This window comes from Blastococcus sp. SYSU D00922 (assembly GCF_054050495.1).
Genome location: NZ_JBJGZL010000006.1, coordinates 228,671 through 249,000 on the forward strand (window position 1 = coordinate 228,671; position 20,330 = coordinate 249,000).

General features: G+C 73.9%; 22 protein-coding genes. 15 read left to right on the top strand and 7 right to left on the bottom strand.

The features are described 5' to 3' along the window. Window positions 1–5 precede the first annotated feature (5 nt). The 9 genes from hemW to ACI78T_RS11450 all read left to right on the top strand — a co-directional run bounded on the left by hemW (window position 6) and on the right by ACI78T_RS11450 (window position 7,532). Window positions 6–1,226: a radical SAM family heme chaperone HemW gene (hemW, locus tag ACI78T_RS11410; protein WP_456558209.1), complete on the top strand. Its 1,221-nt coding sequence runs from the start codon at window positions 6–8 to the stop codon at window positions 1,224–1,226. 34 nt (window positions 1,227–1,260) lie between these two features. Beyond that, a complete protein-coding gene (locus ACI78T_RS11415) occupies window positions 1,261–2,175 on the top strand; it encodes an oxygenase MpaB family protein (protein WP_456558210.1) in 915 nt (304 codons plus the stop codon). Window positions 2,176–2,245: 70 nt separating this feature from the next. Continuing rightward, the gene (locus tag ACI78T_RS11420; RefSeq protein WP_456558211.1) at window positions 2,246–2,419 is read left to right on the top strand and encodes a hypothetical protein; all 174 of its coding nucleotides are present in this window, start codon (window positions 2,246–2,248) and stop codon (window positions 2,417–2,419) included. 83 nt (window positions 2,420–2,502) lie between these two features. Continuing rightward, complete coding sequence (locus ACI78T_RS11425; RefSeq protein ID WP_456558212.1) at window positions 2,503–2,826, top strand: TraR/DksA family transcriptional regulator; 324 nt, start codon at window positions 2,503–2,505, stop codon at window positions 2,824–2,826. A gap of 1 nt (window position 2,827) precedes the next feature. Then, complete coding sequence (locus tag ACI78T_RS11430) at window positions 2,828–4,078, top strand: NAD(P)/FAD-dependent oxidoreductase (protein ID WP_456558213.1); 1,251 nt, start codon at window positions 2,828–2,830, stop codon at window positions 4,076–4,078. A 76-nt stretch (window positions 4,079–4,154) separates the two neighbouring features. Next, entirely contained in the window at window positions 4,155–5,054 is a 900-nt protein-coding gene (locus tag ACI78T_RS11435; protein ID WP_456558214.1) for an ABC transporter ATP-binding protein, read from the top strand. Then, a complete protein-coding gene (locus tag ACI78T_RS11440) occupies window positions 5,051–5,797 on the top strand; it encodes an ABC transporter permease (RefSeq protein WP_456558215.1) in 747 nt (248 codons plus the stop codon). Before ACI78T_RS11435 ends, ACI78T_RS11440 begins: the two co-directional genes overlap by 4 nt. Window positions 5,798–5,817: 20 nt before the next feature. Next, on the top strand, window positions 5,818–6,930 hold the full coding sequence (locus tag ACI78T_RS11445; RefSeq protein WP_456558216.1) for a sensor histidine kinase: 1,113 nt from the start codon (window positions 5,818–5,820) through the stop codon (window positions 6,928–6,930). After that, a complete protein-coding gene (locus ACI78T_RS11450) occupies window positions 6,927–7,532 on the top strand; it encodes a response regulator (RefSeq protein WP_456558217.1) in 606 nt (201 codons plus the stop codon). Before ACI78T_RS11445 ends, ACI78T_RS11450 begins: the two co-directional genes overlap by 4 nt. On the opposite strand, the gene ACI78T_RS11455 is transcribed toward ACI78T_RS11450, so the two are convergent. The 5 genes from ACI78T_RS11455 to ACI78T_RS11475 form a co-directional block, all read right to left on the bottom strand. Further along, window positions 7,529–8,341, bottom strand: a complete 813-nt coding sequence (locus ACI78T_RS11455; RefSeq protein ID WP_456558218.1) for an ABC transporter ATP-binding protein — start codon at window positions 8,339–8,341, stop codon at window positions 7,529–7,531. The two genes, ACI78T_RS11450 and ACI78T_RS11455, sit on opposite strands and share 4 nt — an antisense overlap. Then, entirely contained in the window at window positions 8,338–9,390 is a 1,053-nt protein-coding gene (locus ACI78T_RS11460; RefSeq protein WP_456558219.1) for a FecCD family ABC transporter permease, read from the bottom strand. The genes ACI78T_RS11455 and ACI78T_RS11460 overlap by 4 nt, the downstream gene beginning before the upstream one ends. Continuing rightward, the gene (locus ACI78T_RS11465) at window positions 9,387–10,430 is read right to left on the bottom strand and encodes a FecCD family ABC transporter permease (protein ID WP_456558220.1); all 1,044 of its coding nucleotides are present in this window, start codon (window positions 10,428–10,430) and stop codon (window positions 9,387–9,389) included. Before ACI78T_RS11465 ends, ACI78T_RS11460 begins: the two co-directional genes overlap by 4 nt. Next, window positions 10,427–11,452, bottom strand: coding sequence for an iron-siderophore ABC transporter substrate-binding protein (locus ACI78T_RS11470; protein WP_456558221.1), 1,026 nt, complete (start codon window positions 11,450–11,452; stop codon window positions 10,427–10,429). Before ACI78T_RS11470 ends, ACI78T_RS11465 begins: the two co-directional genes overlap by 4 nt. Before the next feature lie 156 nt (window positions 11,453–11,608). Further along, a complete protein-coding gene (locus tag ACI78T_RS11475; protein WP_116451559.1) occupies window positions 11,609–11,986 on the bottom strand; it encodes a type II toxin-antitoxin system VapB family antitoxin in 378 nt (125 codons plus the stop codon). 220 nt (window positions 11,987–12,206) lie between these two features. Between ACI78T_RS11475 and hrcA the strand changes: the two genes are divergently transcribed. Genes hrcA through ACI78T_RS11490 form a run of 3 tightly spaced genes read left to right on the top strand, consistent with a single transcriptional unit; the run spans window position 12,207 to window position 15,135 of the window. Then, window positions 12,207–13,229, top strand: coding sequence for a heat-inducible transcriptional repressor HrcA (gene hrcA, locus ACI78T_RS11480; RefSeq protein ID WP_456558222.1), 1,023 nt, complete (start codon window positions 12,207–12,209; stop codon window positions 13,227–13,229). 15 nt (window positions 13,230–13,244) lie between these two features. Continuing rightward, on the top strand, window positions 13,245–14,378 hold the full coding sequence (gene dnaJ / locus ACI78T_RS11485) for a molecular chaperone DnaJ (RefSeq protein ID WP_456558223.1): 1,134 nt from the start codon (window positions 13,245–13,247) through the stop codon (window positions 14,376–14,378). A gap of 1 nt (window position 14,379) precedes the next feature. Further along, complete coding sequence (locus ACI78T_RS11490) at window positions 14,380–15,135, top strand: 16S rRNA (uracil(1498)-N(3))-methyltransferase (protein ID WP_456558224.1); 756 nt, start codon at window positions 14,380–14,382, stop codon at window positions 15,133–15,135. Between the two features lie 215 nt (window positions 15,136–15,350). On the opposite strand, the gene ACI78T_RS11495 is transcribed toward ACI78T_RS11490, so the two are convergent. Then, complete coding sequence (locus tag ACI78T_RS11495) at window positions 15,351–15,539, bottom strand: YbdD/YjiX family protein (protein ID WP_456558225.1); 189 nt, start codon at window positions 15,537–15,539, stop codon at window positions 15,351–15,353. After that, the gene (locus tag ACI78T_RS11500; RefSeq protein WP_456558226.1) at window positions 15,536–17,749 is read right to left on the bottom strand and encodes a carbon starvation CstA family protein; all 2,214 of its coding nucleotides are present in this window, start codon (window positions 17,747–17,749) and stop codon (window positions 15,536–15,538) included. Before ACI78T_RS11500 ends, ACI78T_RS11495 begins: the two co-directional genes overlap by 4 nt. Window positions 17,750–17,879: 130 nt before the next feature. Between ACI78T_RS11500 and ACI78T_RS11505 the strand changes: the two genes are divergently transcribed. From ACI78T_RS11505 to ACI78T_RS11515, 3 genes are all read left to right on the top strand, one after another. After that, window positions 17,880–18,239, top strand: a complete 360-nt coding sequence (locus ACI78T_RS11505; protein WP_456558227.1) for a histidine triad nucleotide-binding protein — start codon at window positions 17,880–17,882, stop codon at window positions 18,237–18,239. Between the two features lie 22 nt (window positions 18,240–18,261). Then, on the top strand, window positions 18,262–19,080 hold the full coding sequence (locus ACI78T_RS11510) for an enoyl-CoA hydratase/isomerase family protein (RefSeq protein WP_456558228.1): 819 nt from the start codon (window positions 18,262–18,264) through the stop codon (window positions 19,078–19,080). A 103-nt stretch (window positions 19,081–19,183) separates the two neighbouring features. After that, window positions 19,184–20,326 (top strand): PhoH family protein, encoded by a 1,143-nt coding sequence (locus ACI78T_RS11515; RefSeq protein WP_456558229.1) that lies wholly within the window; start codon window positions 19,184–19,186, stop codon window positions 20,324–20,326. The last annotated feature ends 4 nt before the right edge of the window (window positions 20,327–20,330 follow it).

A 20,330-nucleotide genomic window follows, 5' to 3' on the forward strand; every position in this document is an offset into this window, starting at 1 on the left:
AGCAGATGAACACCGTCCTGCCCCTGCTCGAAACCCCGCCGCGGTCGTTCGAGCTCCCCGACAGCGCTCGCGAGGGTCTCGCCCGCACGCCGTTCGGGCTCTACGTGCACGTGCCGTTCTGCGCGACCCGCTGCGGCTACTGCGACTTCAACACCTACACCTCCGACGAGCTCGGCCCCGGCGCCAACCGCGCCGAGTACGCCGGGACGGCGATCGCTGAGCTCCGCCGGGCCGCCGAGACCCTCGGCCCCGAGCTGCCGACCGTCTCCACGGTCTTCGTCGGCGGCGGCACCCCGACGCTGCTCCCCGCCGACGACCTCGCCGCCGTCCTGGCCGAGGTCCACCGGCTCTTCCCGGTCGCCGACGACGTGGAGGTCACGACCGAGGCCAACCCGGAGACGGTGAGCACGGCCTACTTCGCCAGGCTGCGCGAGGCAGGCTTCACGCGGGTGAGCCTCGGCATGCAGTCGGCCGCCGAGCACGTGCTCGCCGTCCTTGACCGGCGGCACACCCCCGGCCGTGCGGTGGAGGCCGCGCACGAGGCGCGCGCCGCCGGCTTCCAGCACGTCAACCTGGACCTCATCTACGGCACGCCGGGGGAGACCGACGCCGACTGGGCCGCCTCCCTGGACGCGGTCCTCTCCGGGCCGGTCGACCACGTCAGCGCGTACGCGCTCATCGTCGAGGAGGGCACCCGGCTGGCCCGCCGGATCTCGCGCGGCGAGCTGCCGATGCCCGACGACGACGTCCTGGCCGACCGCTACGAGCAGGCCGACGCGACGCTCCGGTCGGCGGGCTTCGACTGGTACGAGGTGTCGAACTGGGCGACGTCCGACGCCGCCCGCTGCCGGCACAACGAGCTGTACTGGGCCAACGCCAACTGGTGGGGCGTGGGTCCCGGCGCGCACAGCCACGTGGGCGGCCTCCGCTGGTGGAACGTGAAGCACCCGGCGACCTACGCGGACCGGCTGGCGGCCGGCGGCTCCCCGGTGCAGGACACCGAGCTGCTCGACGACGCCGACCGCGCGCTGGAGACGGTCATGCTCGGCCTGCGCCTGCGGGAGGGGCTTCCGCTGCAGCTGCTGTCCGACGTCGGCCGGCTCCGCGCCGCCGACTCGGTGGCGCGCGGGCTGCTGGACCCGGCCGCGCACGAGGCGGGCCGGGCCGTCCTCACCGACCGCGGCCGCCTGCTCGCCGACGCGATCGTCCGCGACCTCACGGACTAGTCGGAGGCCGCTCGACGGAGCATGCTCCGGCGGCATGGGACGACGGTTCGCGATCCGCCGGCGCATCGAGGCGCTCGACCCGCGCACGGACTTCGCCGAGATCTACCGGCTCATGGGCACCTACGAGTTCCCGTGGGACATGAACCAGTCCCTGAGCTTCGCGCTGTTCCGCACCTATGCCGTCCCGAGCATCGGCGGGCTGCTGGCCCGCACCGGCGAGTTCACCGAGCGCACCCAGAAGCGCTACGACGACACGGTCCTGATCCTGGACGCCGTCCTCGAGCACGGCTCGGCCAGCGAAGAAGGCCGCACCGCGATCCGGCGGATGAACCAGATGCACCGCGCGCACGGCATCCCCAACGACGACCTCCGCTACGTGCTCGCCACCTTCGTCGTCATGCCGGTCCGGTGGATCGAGGCCTACGGCTGGCGGGGGCTCACCGAGACCGAGCGGATCGCCAGCGCCAACTACTACCGCGACCTGGGCCGCCGCATGGGGATCCGCGACGTGCCCGAGACCTGGCAGGGGTTCGCCCGCCTGCTGGACCGCTACGAGCGCGAGCACTTCGCCTTCGATCCCGGCGCCCGCGACGTCGCCGAGGCGACCCTGGCCCTGCTCGCCACCTTCCCGCCGAACGCCACGCTCCCGCGGCCCGTGGTCCGGCGGATCTCGCTGGCCGTCATGGACGACCCGCTGCTCGACGCCTTCCGGCTCCCGCGCCCGAACCGGGTGGTGCGCGCCCTGGTGCGGGGCGGCCTCGCTGCCCGGGGGCGGGCGGTCCGCTGCCTCCCACCGCGGAAGGAGCCGTACTTCGCCCGCCAGCTGCCGCAGATCCGCAGCTACCCGGACGGGTACCGGCTCGCCGATCTGGGCACGTTCCCCGGCGGGTGCCCCGTACCCCAACCGCGGGAGGAAACCGCCGCGCGCTCACCCGAAAGGGCCGGGTAGCGGAGCGGGTTCTGGTCTAAGGTGCTGAGTTCCGGCAACGGCGCCGGGCCTGAGGAGGGGGTGGTCGGCGATGGACGCGTACGCGTTCCGAGATGCAGGCTCCCCGCCCGGCACCCGCGCCGAGGTACCCGCCCTGACCGGCGGGATGCTGCTCGCCCTGGCGATGAACCGGCGAGCGCGCGGCCTGCGAGGACTCGACGTCCTCCGCCGCAGCCAGGACAGGGCCCCGCCGCAGTTCTCCTGACTCCCCGCCGGAGTCGCAACCGCCCGTCCTGACGCGCCACCACCGGTGACCGCGTCTTCCCGTGTTGCCCGAAGGAGTTCAGCATGTCCGCCAGCCTCTCCAGCCCGACCACCCCCGCCGGCTCGCACGACCGGTTCCGCGCCCTGCTCGACGAGCAGCGCGCCGACTGCGTCCGCCAGCGGGAGGAGGCGCTCGCCGAGTGCGCCCAGTCCGTCCCGGACCCGGTCGCCCAGCGCCGCGCCGCGGACCTGAAGACCACCGTCGAGCAGATCGACGCCGCCCTCGCCCGCATCGAGGCCGGCACCTACGGCCGGTGCACCGGCTGCCAGGCCGAGATCCCGGAGGAGCGGCTCGAGCTGCGCCCGTTCGCCGGCACCTGCGTGGCCTGCACCGCCGCCGCCCGCTGACATGGCTCCCGGAGCACCCCGCGACGTCGCCGTCGTCGGGGCCGGGATGGTGGGCCTGGCCACCGCGTGGTTCCTGCAGGAGGGCGGGGCGCGCGTCACGGTCCACGAACGGGACACCGTCGCGGCGGGGGCGTCGTGGGGCAACGCCGGCTGGCTCACGCCGGGCCTGGTCGCGCCCCTGCCCGAGCCCGCCGTCCTCCGGTACGGGCTCAAGGCCGTCCTCGACCCGAGCTCGCCGGTGTACCTGCCGTTGCGGGCCGACGCCGGTCTGCTCCGCTTCCTGGCCGCCTTCGCCCGCAACAGCACGCCCGCGCGGTGGCGCACCGGCATGCGCGCCTTCGTGCCGCTCACCGAGCGCGCGCTCGACGCGTTCGACACCCTGGCCGCCGGCGGGGTGTCCGCGCCGACCACCCGCAGCGAACCGTTCCTCGCCGTCTACCGGTCGGAGCGGGCGCGCGAGGGGCTGCTCACCGAGCTCCGGCACGTCGAGGACGCCGGGCAACGCGGCCTGCGCTACCGCGTCGTCATGGGCGCCGAGGCCCGGGCGATGGAGCCGCTGCTGACCTCCGAGGCCGGTGCGGCCCTGCGGATCTGGGGGCAGCGCTACCTGAACCCGCCGGAGTTCGTCGGGTCGCTCGCGGACGCCGTCCGGGCCCGCGGCGGCACCGTCGTCGAGGGCGCGGACGTCACCGGTGTCCGCGCGACCGGGGACGACGTCGTCGTCACGACCACCGCCGGCGAGCACCGGCACGACGTCGTCGTCCTGGCGACCGGCGCCCGGCTGGGCGCGCTGGCACGGCAGTTCGGCGTCCGCCGCCTCGTGGAGGCCGGGCGGGGCTACAGCTTCAGCGTGCCGGTCGAGCGCATGCCCGGCGGCCCGCTGTACTTCCCGGAGGAGCGCGTCGCGTGCACACCGCTCGGCGACCGGCTGCGCGTCGCCGGGATGATGGAGTTCCGCCGCCCGGGCGACCCGCTCGACCCCCGCCGCATCACGGCGATCGTCGACGCCGTCCGCCCCTTCCTGACCGGCGTCGACCTCGACGACCGCCAGGACGAGTGGGTGGGCTCCCGCCCGGTCACCGCCGACGGGCTGCCGCTGCTCGGCCCGACCGCGTCGCCCCGCGTCGTCGTCGCCGGCGGCCACGGGATGTGGGGGATGGTGCTCGGGCCGGTGACCGGCCAGCTGGTCGCGCGCACCGTCCTGACCGGCGAGGTGCCGCCCGAACTGCGCCCCTTCGACCCGCTCCGCTGACCGTCTGACGGATGTCAGACGCCATCGCCGACGTTCCGCACTACCTCGCGGCGGGCGGTCCCGACACGCTCGTCGCATGGACCGACCGCCCGCCCTGGACATCGCCGGACTGACCGTCCGCTACGGCGCCACGACCGCTGTCGACGGTCTCGACCTCACCGTCCCCGCCGGCCAGACGGTGGCGCTGCTCGGCCCCAACGGCGCCGGCAAGTCGACCACCGTCAACGCCGTCCTCGGCCTCCTCCACCCCGACGCCGGCCGCATCCAGGTGCTGGGCCGCTCGCCGCAGGACGCGATCCGCGCCGGCGGGGTGGGCGCGATGCTGCAGCACGGCGGCCTGCCGACCGAGGCCCGCGTGGGCGAGGTGATCGACCTCGTGCGGCGGAGCTTCCCGACCGCCTGGCCGTTCGACGACCTGGTGGCGACCGCCGGGATCGACGGGCTCCTCGGCCGGACGGTCGACGCCCTCTCGGGCGGTCAGCGGCAGCGGGTGCTGCTCGCCCTCGCGTTGGCCGGCGAACCGCCGCTGCTGCTCCTGGACGAGCCGACCTCGGCCATGGACGTCGAGGGCCGCCGGGCCTTCTGGACGACGATGCGCGGGCTCGCCGGCCGCGGGCACACCGTCGTCTTCGCCACCCACCACCTGGAGGAGGCCGACGCAGTCGCCGACCGGGTCGTGGTGGTGGCCGGCGGGCGGATCGTCGCCGACGGTTCGGCCGCGCAGCTCAAGGCCAGCACGGCCACCCGCCGGATCAGCTTCACCGCCGTGCCCGGCCGCGAGTTCGACGCCCTGACGGCGGTGCGGTCGAGCAGCCGGCAGGGGGACACGGTGACCCTCACGACCGCCGACGCCGAGGGCACCCTCCGGGCGCTGCTCGCTGCCGGCGTCGCGCTCCCGGACCTGGAGGTCCGTGGCGCCAGCCTCGAGGACGCCGTCCTCACCCTGACCTCGTTGACGATCGGAGCCGCGCGATGAACCCGCTGTTCGCCTTCCAGCTGCGCCGGGTCGGGCGCAACCGCCAGTACCTCCTGTTCACGGTGCTGCTGCCCGCGCTGTTCACCATCTTCTTCACGAAGATCTTCGGCGGGATGGCGTCCGGTCCCGCCGGCTACCAGGAGCAGGCGGTGCTCTACATGGTCTCGATGATGGCGTACGGCGGGCTCGGGGCCGCGCTGGGCGCCACCATCCGGATCTCCTTCGACCGCGCCTCGGGCTGGCTGCGGCAGCTGCGCGTGACGCCGGTGCCGCAGACGCAGGTGCTCGCCGTCGACGTGGCGGTGGGCGCCCTCCTCACCCTGCCCAGCCTGGTCGTCGTGGCGCTGGTCGGCCGCTTCGTCAACGACGTCGAGCTGGGGCTGGGCACCTGGGTCGCCCTCGTGGGCGTGATGTGGGTCGGCGCCATCACCTTCGTCGCGCTGGGCATCCTGCTGGGCCTGGCCCTGGAGGAGCGGGCCGCCGGGGGAGCCATGGGCTTCGTCGGCGTGGTGCTCGCCGCGCTCGGCGGCCTCTGGGCCCCGGTCGAGGTCTTCCCCGACGGACTGCGCACGCTCGCCCACGCCATGCCGTCGTACTGGTACGCCGACCTGGGCCGCGACGTCTCCTCCGGGGTGGCGCCGTCGGCGACGGCAGTGCTCGCCCTCGCCGGCTTCACCGCGGTCTTCGCGGCTCTCGCCGTGGGCGTGGCACGGCTGCGGCCGATGCACGCCGTCGCCGGATGAGTCCGGCTACGGTCCGGGGCGTGGAACGCCGGATCCGATGGCGGCGCATGGGGTTCGCCGCGCCGTGGCTGCTGTTCCAGGCTTTCCCCGTCGCCGACCTGGTCACCACGCCTCGGCCTGCCCCGGTGATCGTCCTCGCCGCGGTGGGGCTGGTCGTGTTCACGGCCGCCTACCTCAGCGTCTTCGGCCGCATGTCGGGCGGCGGCCCGGACCGCTCCTGGGCCCGACCGGACCTGCTGGTCGTGGCGGTCCTGGGCATCGCGCTGCCGGTCTGGCTCGGCGCCGGCTGGGCCGGGCTGCTGATCTACGTGTCGGCGGCCGCGGCGGCCGGCCTCCCGGAGCGCTGGGTGTGGCCGGCGGTGATCGCCGCGGCGGCCGTCTGCGCCGCGGTGGTCGCCGCCCACGGGCTGCTCGACGAGCTGTTGTTCATGCCGGTGCTCTGCCTGCTGACCGCCTTCGCGCTGCGCGGCACCCGGTACCTCGTGACGGTCAACTCCGAACTGATGGCCGCCCGGGAGGAGCTGGCCCGCAACGCCGTCGCCGAGGAGCGCATGCGCTTCGCCCGCGACCTGCACGACCTGCTCGGGCACAGCCTGTCGCTCATCGCGCTCAAGAGCGAGCTCGCCGGCCGGCTGGCCGAGCGCGACCCGGTGCGCGCCCGGCAGGAGATGGCCGACGTCGAGGCCGCTGCCCGCCGCGCGCTCGCCGAGGTGCGCGACGCGGTGAGCGGCTACCGGCAGGTGAGCCTGGTGCAGGCCCTCGCCGAGGCGCGCTCGGCGCTGTCCGCGGCGGGCATCGCCCTGCGCGCCCCCGCCTCCTCGGAGCCGTTGCCGGCACCCGTCGACGCGGTGCTCGGCTGGGTGGTCCGCGAGGCGACGACGAACGTGCTCCGGCACAGCGGGGCGGGCTCGGTGACGGTGGAGCTGGTCACCGGCGGGGGCGGCGTCACGCTCACCGTCTCAGACGACGGCCGGGGCGGGTCGGCGCCGCGCGGTGCCGGTCTGGACGGGCTCGCGGAGCGCGTGGAGGCCGTCGGTGGGCGGCTGGAGTCGGGCCCTGCCGACGGGCGGGGTTTCGTGCTCACCGCGGTCGTCCCGGCGCAGGTGCCGGCCGCCGAGGCGGTGCCGCGGTGATCCGGGTGCTCATCGCCGAGGACCAGACGCTCGTGCGCGGCGCGCTCCGTGCGCTGCTGGAGCTGGAGGAGGACCTCGAGGTGGTCGCCGAGGTCGGCCGCGGCGACGCCGTCCTCGACGCCGCGCTCGAGCACCGGCCGGACGTCGCGCTGCTCGACATCGAGATGCCCGGGGGCGACGGCATCGAGGCCGCTCGCGCGCTCGCCACCGCCGTCCCCGGCTGCCGGGCGGTCATCCTCACGACGTTCGGCCGGCCCGGCTTCCTGCGGCGGGCCATGGAGGTCGGTGCCGCGGGCTTCCTGGTCAAGGACGCGCCCGTGGCCGAGCTGGCGCGGGGGATCCGGGCGGTGATGGCGGGGGAGCGGGTGATCGACCGGGAGCTCGCGGCCGCGGCCCTGGCGATCGGCGCGACGCCGCTGTCTGCCCGGGAGGCCGACGTGCTCCGCGCCGCGGTCGACGGGGCCACCGTCGCCGACATCGCCGGCCGGCTGTTCCTGTCGGAGGGGACGGTCCGCAACTACCTGTCCTCGGCCATCGGCAAGACCGGCGCCCGCACCCGCGTCGAGGCGGCGCGGGTGGCAGCGGAGAAGGGCTGGCTCTAGGGACCGACCGGTGCCATGTGGTGCCGGCCGATCGGCAGCATCAGCGGCCGGCCGGACGTGGGGTCGACGATCACCCGGCTCTCGAGCCCGAACACCGCCCGGACCGTGTCCTCGGTGAGCACCTCGGCCGGTCCGCCCGCGGCGTGCACCCGCCCGCCGGCCAGTGCCACGAGGTGGTCGGCGTAGCGGGCGGCGAGATTCAGGTCGTGCAGCACCATGACGACGGTCGTGCCGCGCGTCCGGTTGAGGTCGGTCAGCAGGTCCAGCACCTCCACCTGGTGGGCGACGTCGAGGAATGTCGTCGGCTCGTCGAGCAGCAGCAGGTCGGTCTGCTGGGCCAGCGCCATCGCGATCCAGACCCGCTGGCGCTGGCCGCCCGACAGCTCGTCCACCGACCGCTCGGCCAGGTCCGTCGTCTGCGTGGCCTCCAGCGCCGCGGCAACCGCGGCGTCGTCGTCCCGGCTCCACCGCGAGAACACGCCCTGGTGCGGGTGGCGGCCGCGGCCGACGAGGTCGGCGACGGTGATGCCCTCCGGCGCGATCGGCGACTGGGGGAGCAGGCCCAGCGTGCGGGCCAGCTCCTTGGCCGGCATCCGGTGCACCGAGCGGCCGTCGAGCAGCACGTGCCCGGTCCGCGGCGCGAGCAGCCGGGACATCGACCGCAGCAGCGTCGACTTGCCGCACGCGTTGGCGCCGACGATCGCGGTGATGCCGCCGGCCGGCACGAGGAGGTCGAGGCCCTCGATCACCGTCCGTTCGCCGTACGCGAGCGTCAGCTCCTCGGCGGCGAGCGAGTGGGTGGCGGTCACAGGCTGCCTCCGGCGCGGTTGGTCCTCACGATGAGGTAGATCAGGTACGGCGCGCCGAGCACGCCGGTGACGACCCCGACCGGGAAGCGCGTCCCGAGGGCGAACTGGCCGACGAGGTCGGCGACCAGCACCAGCAGGGCGCCGACCAGGGCCGCCGGCAGGAGCAGGGAGCCGTTCGGCCCGACGATCCTGGCGGCGATCGGCCCGGCGAGGAACGAGACGAAGGCGATCGGCCCGCACGCGGCCGTGGCGAAGGCGATCAGGCCCACCGCCGCGACGATCGCCACGACCCGGGTGCGCTCCACCCGGATGCCCAGCGCCGACGCCGTGTCGTCGCCGAGCTGCAGGGCCGACAGCTGCCGCGACTGGGCGAGCAGGACCGGCCCGAGCACCACCAGCGCGATCAGCGCCGGCACTGTCGCCTCCCAGGTGCTGCCGTTGAGGCTGCCGGTCAGCCAGCGCAGCGCTTCGGCGAAGTCCCAGGCGCCGGCCTGGTCGAGGACGTAGGCGATGAAGCTCCGCGACATGGCGGCGACGCCGATGCCGATGAGGATCAGCCGGGTGCCGGCGACGCCGTCCTTGAACGCCAGCAGGTAGACGAGCAGGGCGACCACGAGCGCGGCGACGATCGCGGTGACCGAGACGGCGGTGCCGCTCCAGCCCAGGATCACGATGGCGAACGCGGCGGCGGCGCTCGCCCCTGCGCTGATGCCGATGACGTCGGGGCTGGCCAGCGGGTTGCGGAGCATCGTCTGGAACGTGACGCCGGCCAGGCCGAAGCTGAGGCCGGCGACGATCGCCAGCACGGCGCGGGGCAGGCGCAGCCGCCCGACGGTGAAGGAGGCCCCGGGAACCTGCTCGCCGAACACGACCCGCAGCACGTCACCGGGCGGGTAGAAGGTCTGCCCGACCATGAGGGCGACGGCGAACGCCACGACCACGAGCACGGCCAGGACGGCGACGACGAGCCGCCGGCGGGCGGCCCGGCGGACCCTGTTGCGCGCCACGGTGTCGACGAGCGCCGCGGGCGGGGGGACGACGGCGGTCACAGCTCGCGCACCTTCTGCCGGCGCACGATCCAGATGAAGAACGGCGCGCCGACCAGCGCGGTGATGATGCCGACGTCGATCTCCGACGGCCGGGCCACGATCCGGCCGAGCACGTCGGTGGCTGTGAGCAGGCACGCCCCGGTCAGCGCCGAGAACGGCAGCATCCACCGGTGGTCGACGCCCACCAGGAGGCGGCACAGGTGGGGGACGACGAGCCCGACGAAACCGATCGGCCCGGCGACCGCGGTGGCCGCGCCGCACAGCAGGACCGAGCCGAGGGCGGCCACACCGCGGGCCAGCGCGACGCGCTCGCCCAGCCCGGCCGCCAGCTCGTCGCCCAGCGCCAGGGAGTTGAGGCTGCGGGCCGACAGCAGGCTGATGGCGAAACCCACCGCCAGGAACGGCAGGACCGTGCCGATGCTGTCGAAGGTCGCGCCGCCGACGCCGCCGATCTCCCAGGACTGCACGCTCTCGGCGATGTCACCGCGCGGCAGGGCGACCGCGGTGATGAACGAGGTGAGCGCGGCCGACGTGGCCGCGCCCGCGAGGGCCAGCTTGAGCGGCGTGGGACCGCCGCGGCCGAGCGAGCCCACGGCGTAGACGAAGACCGCGGCGAGCGCCGCGCCGGCGATCGCCGTCCAGATGATGGCCGTCGACGAGAAGAGCCCGAACCACGCGAGACCGGCGACGACGGCGAGGGAGGCGCCCATGTTGATGCCGAGGACGCCCGGGTCGGCCAGCGGGTTGCGGGTGACCCCCTGCATGACCGCGCCGGACAGGCCCAGTGCCGCACCCACGGCGACCGCCAGCAGGGTGCGCGGGATGCGCTTGGTGACGGCCGCCTGGCCGATGTTCTCGGTGGACCCGCCCAGCGCCGCGACGATGTCGGACCAGCCGACGTCCCGGGAGCCCACCGCGACGGAGGCGGCCATGAGTGCCACCAGCAGTGCGAGGACCGCCAGGAGCCAGAGGAACCGGACCGACCCCGGGCGCCGCACGACGGCGGCACCCGGGGCCGGGACGGGAGGAGCGGTGGTCACTGCCCCTTGTCAGCTGCTTCGGCGAGCATCGACAGGTAGTCCTCGAGCACGTAGTTGATCGCGAGCGGGGTCGGGTTCGCCGCGGTGCCCAGCGGGGTGTCGGGCAGCAGGACGATGGCCCCGTTCTTCACGGCCGGGATCTGCGAGAGCAGCGGGTCGGCGTTCAGGGCGTCGACCAGGGCCTGGTCGCCGTAGGTGACGATGATGTCGACGTCGTCGAACGTGTCGATCTGCTCGGCGCTGATCGTGCCGGAGAACTGCTCGGGGTCGGTCGACGCGTCCGCCACGCTCGCCGGCGTGGACAGCCCGAGGTCCTCGAAGAAGGCGCTCCGGGTGTCGAACGGCGTGTAGTAGCTGACCTCGCTCAGGTCGGTCGTGTCGACGTGGGTGAGGAACATCGTCGCCTTGCCCTCGAGCTGCGGGTGCTCCGCGGCGGCGTCGGCGATGTCCTGCTCCAGGCCGGCGACCAGCTCCTCGCCCTCGTCCTCCATGCCCATGCCCTTGGCGTTGATCTCGATCATCTCGCGCCACGGGGTCGCCCACGGGGCCTCCGGGTAGGCCACGACGGGGGCGATCTCGCTGAGGGTGTCGTAGTCCTCCTGCGTGAGGCCCGAGTAGCCGGCGAGGATCACGTCGGGCTCGGTGTCGGCCACGGCCTCGAAGTCGATGCCGTCGGTCTCGTCGAACAGGACCGGGGTCTCGGCGTCGAGCTCCTCGAGGCGCTCGGAGACCCAGGGGAGGAGGCCGTCGCCGTCGTCGTCGCCGAAGTTGGCGGCGGCCATGCCGACGGGGACGACGCCCAGCGCCAGCGGCACCTCGTGGTTGGCCCACTGCACCGTGGCCACGCGCTCGGGCTTCGACTCGATCGTGGTCGTGCCGAAGGCGTGCTCGATGGTGATGGGGGAGAAGTCCCCGCCGCCGGTGTCGGCCTGCGCGTCCTCCTCGGACGAGGAGCAGGCGGCGAGGCCGCCGGTGAGGAGTACGGCGGCGGAGAGCGCGACCAGTCGCGATGCGCGGGGCATGGTGTCCTTCCAAGGTGGTCCGGTACTCCGCGCAGGCGTCGACCGGGGAGTGGGTTAGGTATGCCTAACCGAACCTAGGGGCACGCCGGGCACAGGTCGATCACGAACCGATCACGATCGACAGCGGGACGGTGTGACGTGCGACGCGCGCAGGCGTCAGAGCCGGCGCGGGTTGGGCACCGGCGGCTGCGTCGGGATCGACGCCGTCGCGGGCCCCGACGGCGCCTGCACGGGGGTGAGCGCGTCGAGGTCCAGGACGCGGACGTGGATGACGTTGCGCTGCTGCAGGGCCGCGCGGAGGGCGCGGTGCAGGCCGTCCTCCAGGTACAGCTCGCCGTGCCACTGCACGGCGTGCGGGAAGAGGTCCCCGTAGAAGGTGGAGTCGTCGGCGAGGAGGGCGTCGAGCGCCAGCTCCTTCTTCGTCGTCGTCAACGTGTCCATCCGCACCTGCCGGGGCGGGATCATCGCCCAGTCCCGGGTCGACAAGCCGTGGTCGGGGTACGGGCGGCCGTCTCGAACCGCTTTGAAGATCAGGGAACCGACCTCCGCTCTCTGCCCCGCGCGAGGGCGCCGACGCCACCCACCCTAGCCGTCGTCCCTGCCCTCCGCCCCCGCCCACCGGAGCGGGTGAGGCCCGCCGCGAGCCACGCGACGGAGTGGCTCCGCGGAGATATGCTGGCCTGGCACTCTGCCCGTGCGAGTGCCAGTGTCACGGCGCCGCGCGGGACGTCGACCGGTACGGGGAGGTGTCACCGTGGCGCACGACGAACGCCGCCTGGAGGTGCTCCGGGCCATCGTCCAGGACTACGTCTCGACGAACGATCCCGTGGGCAGCAAGGCCCTCGCCGAGCGGCACGACCTCGGCGTCTCCCCGGCCACCATCCGCAACGACATGGCGGTGCTGGAGGAGCAGGGCTACATCACCCAGCCGCACACCAGCGCCGGCCGGGTGCCCACGGACAAGGGCTACCGCTTGTTCGTCGACCGGCTGTCGGCGGTCAAGCCGCTGTCGGTCGCCGAGCGGCGGGCGATCGAGCGGTTCCTCGACGGCGCCGTCGACCTGCACGACGTGCTCAGCCGCAGCGTCCGCCTGCTGGCCCAGCTCACCCGCCAGGTCGCGGTGGTCCAGTACCCGACGCTGTCCCGCAGCGCCGTGCGCCACCTCGAGGTCGTGCAACTGGCCGCCGCCCGGCTCATGCTGGTCCTCATCACCGACACCGGGCGCGTCGAGCAGCGGGTCGTCGACACCCCCGTGGACGTCGACGCCGAGGCCGTGGCCGAGCTGCGCACGCTCCTGAACGCCGCGTTCGTGGGCGTGAAGCTCGTGGACGCCGGCGGCAAGGTGCCCGACCTGCTGGAGACCGCGCCCCCGCACCTGCGCGGGCTGGTCGCCACCGTCAGCGCGACGCTGCTGGAGACCCTCGTCGAGCCGAGCGAGGACCGGCTGGTCATCGGCGGGACGGCGAACCTCGCGCGGGGCAACGCGCTCGACTTCCCGGGCACGGTCCGGCCGCTGCTGGAGGCGCTGGAAGAACAGGTCGTCGTCCTGCGGTTGATGAGTCAGGTGGACGCGAGCACGGTGCTGGTGCGCATCGGTGAGGAGAACGCCCACGAGGCGCTCACCGGGGCATCGTTCGTCTCCGTCGGCTACGGCTCCGGCGACCGGGCCCTCGGTGGGCTGGGCGTCGTGGGGCCGACCCGCATGGACTACCCGATGAACATGGCCGCGGTTCGCGCCGTGGCCCGCTACGTCGGCCACTTGCTGGCCGAGAGCTGAGGCTGAGACTTCTCGATGGCGACCGACTACTTCGGCGTGCTGGGCGTGTCCCGCGATGCCAGTGACAGCGACATCAAGCGCGCCTACCGGAAGATGGCGCGCGACCTCCACCCCGACGTCAACCCCGACCCCGGGGCCAAGGAGCGGTTCCAGGAGGTCACCCGCGCGTACGAGGCGCTGACCGACCCGGAGAAGCGGCGCATCGTCGACCTCGGGGGCGACCCGTTCGACCCGGGCGGCTCCGGTGGCGCGAGCGGCTTCGGCGGCGCCGGCTTCGGCGGTCTCGGCGACATCATGGACGCCTTCTTCGGCGGGGCGGCCACCCGCGGCCCGCGCAGCCGCACCCGGGCCGGCCGCGACGCGCTGATCCCGGCCGAGCTGGAGCTCGACGAGACGGTCTTCGGGACGACGAAGGACATCACCGTCGACACCGCCGTCCTCTGCACCGTGTGCACCGGGGCCGGCACCGCGCCGGGCACCCACCCGACCACCTGCACCACGTGCTCCGGTCGCGGCGAGGTGCAGAGCGTGCAGCGCGGCTTCCTGGGCCAGGTCGTCTCCAGCCGGGTCTGCCCGACCTGCGCCGGCACCGGCCAGGTCATCCCCGACCCGTGCCGCGAGTGCGGTGGCGACGGGCGCGTCCGTGCCCGCCGCACCCTGCAGGTGAAGGTGCCCGCCGGCGTCGAGGACGGCATGCGGATCCGGCTCACCGGCCAGGGCGAGGTCGGCCCCGGCGGCGGCCCGGCCGGTGACCTCTACGTCGAGGTGCACGAGCGGCCGCACGACGTCTTCACCCGGGACGGCGAGGACCTGCACTGCCGGGTCACGCTGCCGATGACCTCGGCCGCGCTCGGGACGACGCTCAGCCTCAAGACGCTGGACGGCCAGGAGGACCTCGACATCAAGCCGGGCACCCAGTCCGGCAGCGTGCTGACCCTGCGGGCGCACGGGGCACCGCGGCTGCGCGGCACCGGCCGCGGCAACCTGATGGTGCACGTCGAGGTGGCCACCCCCACCCGACTGGACGCCGAGCAGGAGAAGCTGCTGCGCGAGCTGGCCGCGCTGCGTGGCGAGGACCAGGCCGACTCGCACCGCGAGGCCCAGGGCGGGCTGTTCTCGCGGGTCCGCGACGCGTTCAACGGGCGCTGAGATGACCGACGTCGGCGTACCGGAGCTGGACGGCGCCCCGCTGTTCCTGCTCGACTCCCTGCCCGAGACCGCCGAGCTGCTGGTCGACGGGCCCGAGGGCCGGCACGCCGTCGAGGTGCTGCGCCTGGAGGCGGGGGAGCGGGTCCGGGTCGGCGACGGTCAGGGGACGGTCGTCGAGGGCGACGTCGTCTCCGCCGGTGCCGATGGCCTGCGCGTCGCCGTCACCGCCCGGCTCGAGGTGCCAGCACCGAGCCCGGAGTTCGTGCTCGTGCAGGCCCTGCCGAAGGGCGACCGCGGGCCGCTGGCCGTGGAGCTGGCCACCGAGCTCGGCGTCGACCGGATCGTGCCGTGGACGGCGTCGCGGTGCGTGACCCGCTGGCGCGACGACCGCATCGCGAAGGGCGTCGCAAAGTGGCGGGCGGCCGCGCGGGCGGCGTCGAAGCAGTCGCGCCGTCCCCGGGTGCCCGAGGTGACCGAGCCGATGACCACCCGTGAGGTGTGCGGGATGCTCGCCGACGTCGACCTGGCCGTCGTCCTGCACGAGCAGGCCCGCCGTCCGCTGTCCGGCCTGCAGATCCCGCGCGAGGGGACGATCGCCGTCATCGTCGGGCCCGAGGGCGGGCTCACCGACGGCGAGGTCGTGGCCTTCCGCGCGGCCGGCGCCGAAGCCGTCCGCCTGGGCCCGGAGGTGCTACGGACCTCCACCGCCGGCGCCGCCACCCTGGCCGCGCTGAGCATGCGCACCCGCTGGGCGTAACCCCACGAGTGTCGACTTGTCGTCGTCTCGACGAGCCGTAGACGACGACAAGTCGACACTCGGCGAACTCGGCCGCCAGCACCCTCCCGCGGTGAGCTCTGCGCGTCCCTCGGTTCGACGGGCCGTTCCGCCGCCGGGTGCGAGATCGGGGAAGTGGGGGTCTGCAGCGGGCTCGAGAGCCCCGTTTCCCCGATCTCGCGAGGCGGGCGGGCGGCTCAGCAGCAGCGAGTTGCCGGGTTCCGCTCCGCGGCGTCGGAGCGCCGGCGCTCGAACTCGCGCCGCGTCATCGGGGTGTGCCCGTGCTCGGCGCAGTGGGACAGGTAGTCGTCCCACCGCGCCTCGCCGGTGAACTCCTTCAGGTACCAGCGCACGCCGTTCCAGGCGCGGGTCAGCGCGGCGGTCACTTCTCCTCCGCCTCGCTGCGCCCGCGCCCGGCACCGACCAGGCGCTCGTGCTCGGCGATGGCCCGCTTCTCCTCGGCGGTCGGGAACAGCCCGGAGGGCTCGACCAGCCGGGACTCCACGAACGGCTCCTCCGTGGTCGGCAGCCCGCCCGCCCGGATCGCCCGCGCGATCACCACGGCGGCGTGGCCGGCCACCACGAGCACCAGCAGGGCGAAGACCGCCTGCAGGATGCCGTTGAGCGTGGAGTTGAAGATGACCTGGTCCATCTGGCCCTGGTCGGTCGCCGGCGCGAGGACCTCCCCTGCCTCCTGGGCGTCGCGGTACACGTTCGCCTGGGTGAAGTAGCCGACCCGTGGGTCGCCGGAGAAGACCTTCTGCCAGCTCGCCGTCATGGTGACCACCAGGTCCCAGACCAGCGGGATGCCCGGCACCCAGGCGTAGCGCAGCTTCCCGTGCTTGATCAGCAGCACCGTCACCAGCGTCAGCGCGATCGCGGCGAGCAGCTGGTTCGCGATGCCGAACAGCGGGAAGAGCTGGTTGACGCCGCCCAGCGGGTCGGTGACGCCGATGTAGAGCACCGAGCCCCACAGGCCGACGACCACGGCGCTGGCGATGATGTTGCCCGGCCGCCACGACAGGTCGCCGAACTTCTTCCAGACGTTGCCCACCGTGTCCTGCAGCATGAACCGGCCCACGCGGGTGCCGGCGTCGACGGCGGTCAGGATGAACAGCGCCTCGAACATGATCGCGAAGTGGTACCAGAACGCCTGGCCGCCACCCCCGAACGCCTGGCTGAACACCTGCGCGAGGCCGACGGCCAGCGCGGGCGCGCCGCCGGTCCGGGAGACGAGGGTGTCCTCCTGCACTGCCGCCGACGCGGCGGCGATCGACTGCGCGGTGGTGTCGAAGCCCAGCCCCTGCACGAATGCCGCCGCCGACTCCGCCGTCCCGCCGGTGGCGCCGGCCGGGCTGTTCATCGCGAAGTAGAGGCCCTGGTCGATCACGCAGGCGGCGATCAGCGCGCTGATGGCGACGAACGACTCCATCAGCATCCCGCCGTAGCCGATCAGGCGGACCTGGCTCTCCTTGGCCACCATCTTCGGCGTCGTCCCCGACGAGATCAGGGCGTGGAACCCGGACAGCGCGCCGCACGCGATCGTGATGAAGACGAAGGGGAACAGGGACCCGGCGAAGACCGGGCCGGTGCCCTCGCGAGCGAAGTCGGTGACCGCCTCGGCCTGGAGCACCGGGCGGGCGATGATCAGGCTGACCGCCAGCAGCACGATCACGCCGATCTTCATGAAGGTCGACAGGTAGTCGCGCGGGGTCAGCAGCAGCCACACCGGCAGGACCGAGGCGACGAAGCCATAGATCACCAGGGCGAGGACCAGCCACTCCTTGGAGAGCGTCAGGGCGTCCCCGAGGCCGGTGTCCTCGATCCAGCCGCCCGCGACGATCGCGAGCAGCAGCAGGGCGACGCCGATCCCGGTGGCCTCGAGCACGCGTCCGGGTCGGAGCCGGCGCAGGTACACGCCCATGAACAAGGCGATGGGGATGGTCAGCCCGATCGAGAAGACGCCCCACGGCGACTCGGCCAGTGCGTTGACCACGATCAGCGCGAGCACGGCCAGGATGATGATCATGATCGCGAAGACGGCGATCAGCGCCGCGATGCCGCCGACGAGGCCGATCTCCTCGCGGATCATCTGGCCGAGGCTCTTCCCGTTGCGGCGCATCGAGAAGAACATGACCGTCAGGTCCTGGACGGCGCCCGCGAAGATGACGCCGACGACGATCCAGATCGTGCCCGGCAGGTAGCCCATCTGCGCGGCGAGCACGGGCCCGACCAGCGGCCCGGCGCCGGCGATCGCGGCGAAGTGGTGGCCGAAGAGCACCCGGCGGTCGGTCACGTCGAAGTCGACGCCGTTCTCCAGCCGCTCTGCTGGGGTGGCCCGCCGGTCGTCGGCGCGCAGCACCTTGTACGTGATGAACCGCGAGTAGAAGCGGTAGGCGATCGCGTACGAGCACAGCGCCGCGAACAGCAGCCAGAGCGCCGAGATCGTCTCGCCGCGCGCGATGGCCAGCACGCCCCAGCAGACGGCGCCGACGACGGCGACCGCCGTCCAGACGGCGATCGACTTCACCGACCGGCCGCCGCCGGCCGCCGGGCCCGCCGGCGGGTTCGGGTCGATGGTGGTGGATCCGGACATGAGCGCCCCCTTGCACTCCGGCCGCCGCCCGTGACGGCGCCTTCCGCCCAGGAGCCTAGGGAACCGCAGCCGTTCCGGCTCCCGGGACGGCCGAACCGTTACGCCCGGTCGGGGGCCCTAGGGTCGGGGTGTGACCGACTGCCTCTTCTGCCGCATGGTCGCCGGTGAGATCCCCGCCGACGTCGTCCACGAGACCGACCGGGTGCTCGCGTTCCGCGACATCAACCCGCAGGCGCCCACCCACGTGCTGGTGATCCCGAAGGAGCACCACCGCAACCTGGGCGCGCTGGCCGCCGCGGACGGCGAGCTGCTCGCCGACGTCGCCCGCGCCGCCCACACCGTCGCCGCCCAGGAAGGCCTGGTCACCGACGGCGGCATCGAGCCCGGTTACCGCGTCGTCACCAACACCGGCCCGCAGGCGGGGCAGTCGGTTGACCACCTCCACCTGCACGTCCTCGGCGGACGCGGACTCGGCTGGCCGCCCGGCTGACCCGCCCTGCGAGGATCGGCGCATGACCGAGACCGCGCCCCTCCGGATCGAGCGGGACGGCGACGTCGCCGTCGTCGTCCTGGACAACCCGCCGCTGAACCTCTTCGACGGGCGGGTCTTCGACGCGCTCGAGTCCGTGGCCGGCGAGCTGGTCGCCCTGACCGACCCGGCGCGCGCCGACCGCGCCCGGGCCGTGCTGTTCGAGGCGCGCGGCAAGGTCGTGTCCGGCGGCGTCGACGTCACCGAGTTCCAGGCGATCGCCGAGGGGCCGGAGCCGGCGAAGCGGGGCGCGGAGCTCTGGGCGCGGCTGCTCAAGGCGTCCCAGACGATCGAGGACCTGCCCGTCCCCACCGTCTACGCCGCCCACGGGCTCACGCTCACCGCGGCGTTCGAGCTGGCGCTGGCCTGCGACATCCTGCTGGCCGCCGAGAAGGCGTCGTTCGGGCTGGTCGAGATCGTCGTCGGCCTCACGCCGTCGATGGGCGGGCCGCAGCGGCTCGCCGAGCGGGCCGGACCGGCGCGCGCCCGCGAGCTGGTCTTCACCGGCGAGCGCTACCCGGCCGCCGTCCTCGAGCGCTGGAACGTGGTCAACCGGGTGCTGCCCGACGACGGGTTCGCCGCGGCCGCCCGCGAGTACGCGCACCGGGTGGCCGCCGGCCCCACGGTGGCGCACGCGGCGACCAAGCAGCTGGTGGCCGCCACGATCCGGGACGGCGCCCGCGCGGCGGACGCCCTGGTGCCGGAGGTCTCGGGCGCCCTGTTCGCCACCGAGGACCTGCGGGGCGCCGTCGCCTCCTTCCTCACCGAGGGGCCCGGGAAGGCGACCTACTCCGGCCGCTGACGGGGCGCTCCCCCCGAGGAGCGAAGCGGGATTCCCGGTGGCCGAGCGCGGGTAGACTCGACCGGTCCGCTCGTCCATCGAAGGAAGGCAGGGTCGAGGGTTCTTGCCCGACACCTCCCCGAACGTGCCCGTGCCCGGCGCCCCCATGTCCCGTGAGGCCTCGGCTCAGGCCGCAGCCGCGGACGGCCACATCGGGATGCCCGCCGACGGTGCCGCTCCCGCCGCTGTCCGCGCCACCATCACCGTTCCCGAGTCCGTCTCGATGGTCGCCCTGCTGGGCTCGGCCGACGAGCTCCTCCGCCTGGTCGAGGCGGAGGTCGACGCCGACGTGCACGTGCGCGGCAACGAGATCGCCGTCACCGGCCAGCCGGCCGACAACGCCTTCGCCGTCCGCGTCTTCGACGAGCTGATCGCCCTGCTCGGCACCGGCCAGGCCCTCCGGCCCGACTCGGTCCGCCGGGTGATCGCCATGCTCAAGAGCGGTGGGTCCGAGCGGCCGGCCGACGTCCTGAGCCTGGACATCATCAGCCGCCGGGGCCGCACCATCCGGCCCAAGACGCTGAACCAGAAGCGCTACGTCGACGCGATCGACGAGAACACGATCGTCTTCGGCATCGGCCCGGCCGGTACCGGCAAGACCTACCTCGCCATGGCCAAGGCCGTGCAGGCGCTGCAGACCAAGCAGGTCAACCGGATCATCCTGACCCGCCCCGCGGTCGAGGCCGGCGAGCGCCTGGGGTACCTGCCCGGGACGCTCAGCGAGAAGATCGACCCCTACCTGCGGCCGCTCTACGACGCGCTGCACGACATGGTCGACCCCGAGTCGATCCCGCGGCTGATGGCCTCGGGAACCATCGAGGTGGCCCCGCTGGCCTACATGCGCGGGCGCACGCTCAACGACGCGTTCGTCATCCTCGACGAGGCGCAGAACACCACCGCCGAGCAGATGAAGATGTTCCTCACCCGCCTCGGTTTCGGGTCGAAGATCGTCGTCACCGGTGACGTCACGCAGGTCGACCTGCCCGGTGGCGCGCAGAGCGGGCTCAAGATCGTCCGCGAGATCCTCGACGGCATCGACGACGTGCACTTCGCCAACCTGACCAGCACCGACGTCGTCCGCCACCGCCTGGTCGGCAACATCGTCGACGCCTACGAGCGGTGGGACGCCACCCGGCAGCCCGCCGCCGCCCGACCGGGCGCCGGCGCACCGGTCCGGTCGTCCCGACCGCGCCGCCAGGGGAGCTGACCGC

Excerpts from the sequence above, each read along its gene's own strand:
- ACI78T_RS11510 (WP_456558228.1), top strand. The coding sequence starts at position 18,262 with ATGACCGAGACCGCGCCCCTCCGGATCGAGCGGGACGGCGACGTCGCC.
- ACI78T_RS11420 (WP_456558211.1), top strand. The coding sequence starts at position 2,246 with ATGGACGCGTACGCGTTCCGAGATGCAGGCTCCCCGCCCGGCACCCGC.
- ACI78T_RS11415 (WP_456558210.1), top strand. The coding sequence starts at position 1,261 with ATGGGACGACGGTTCGCGATCCGCCGGCGCATCGAGGCGCTCGACCCG.
- ACI78T_RS11430 (WP_456558213.1), top strand. The coding sequence starts at position 2,828 with ATGGCTCCCGGAGCACCCCGCGACGTCGCCGTCGTCGGGGCCGGGATG.
- ACI78T_RS11440 (WP_456558215.1), top strand. The coding sequence starts at position 5,051 with ATGAACCCGCTGTTCGCCTTCCAGCTGCGCCGGGTCGGGCGCAACCGC.
- dnaJ (WP_456558223.1), top strand. The coding sequence starts at position 13,245 with ATGGCGACCGACTACTTCGGCGTGCTGGGCGTGTCCCGCGATGCCAGT.
- ACI78T_RS11435 (WP_456558214.1), top strand. The coding sequence starts at position 4,155 with ATGGACCGACCGCCCGCCCTGGACATCGCCGGACTGACCGTCCGCTAC.
- ACI78T_RS11490 (WP_456558224.1), top strand. The coding sequence starts at position 14,380 with ATGACCGACGTCGGCGTACCGGAGCTGGACGGCGCCCCGCTGTTCCTG.
- ACI78T_RS11470 (WP_456558221.1), bottom strand. The coding sequence starts at position 11,452 with ATGCCCCGCGCATCGCGACTGGTCGCGCTCTCCGCCGCCGTACTCCTC.
- ACI78T_RS11500 (WP_456558226.1), bottom strand. The coding sequence starts at position 17,749 with ATGTCCGGATCCACCACCATCGACCCGAACCCGCCGGCGGGCCCGGCG.
- hemW (WP_456558209.1), top strand. The coding sequence starts at position 6 with ATGAACACCGTCCTGCCCCTGCTCGAAACCCCGCCGCGGTCGTTCGAG.
- ACI78T_RS11425 (WP_456558212.1), top strand. The coding sequence starts at position 2,503 with ATGTCCGCCAGCCTCTCCAGCCCGACCACCCCCGCCGGCTCGCACGAC.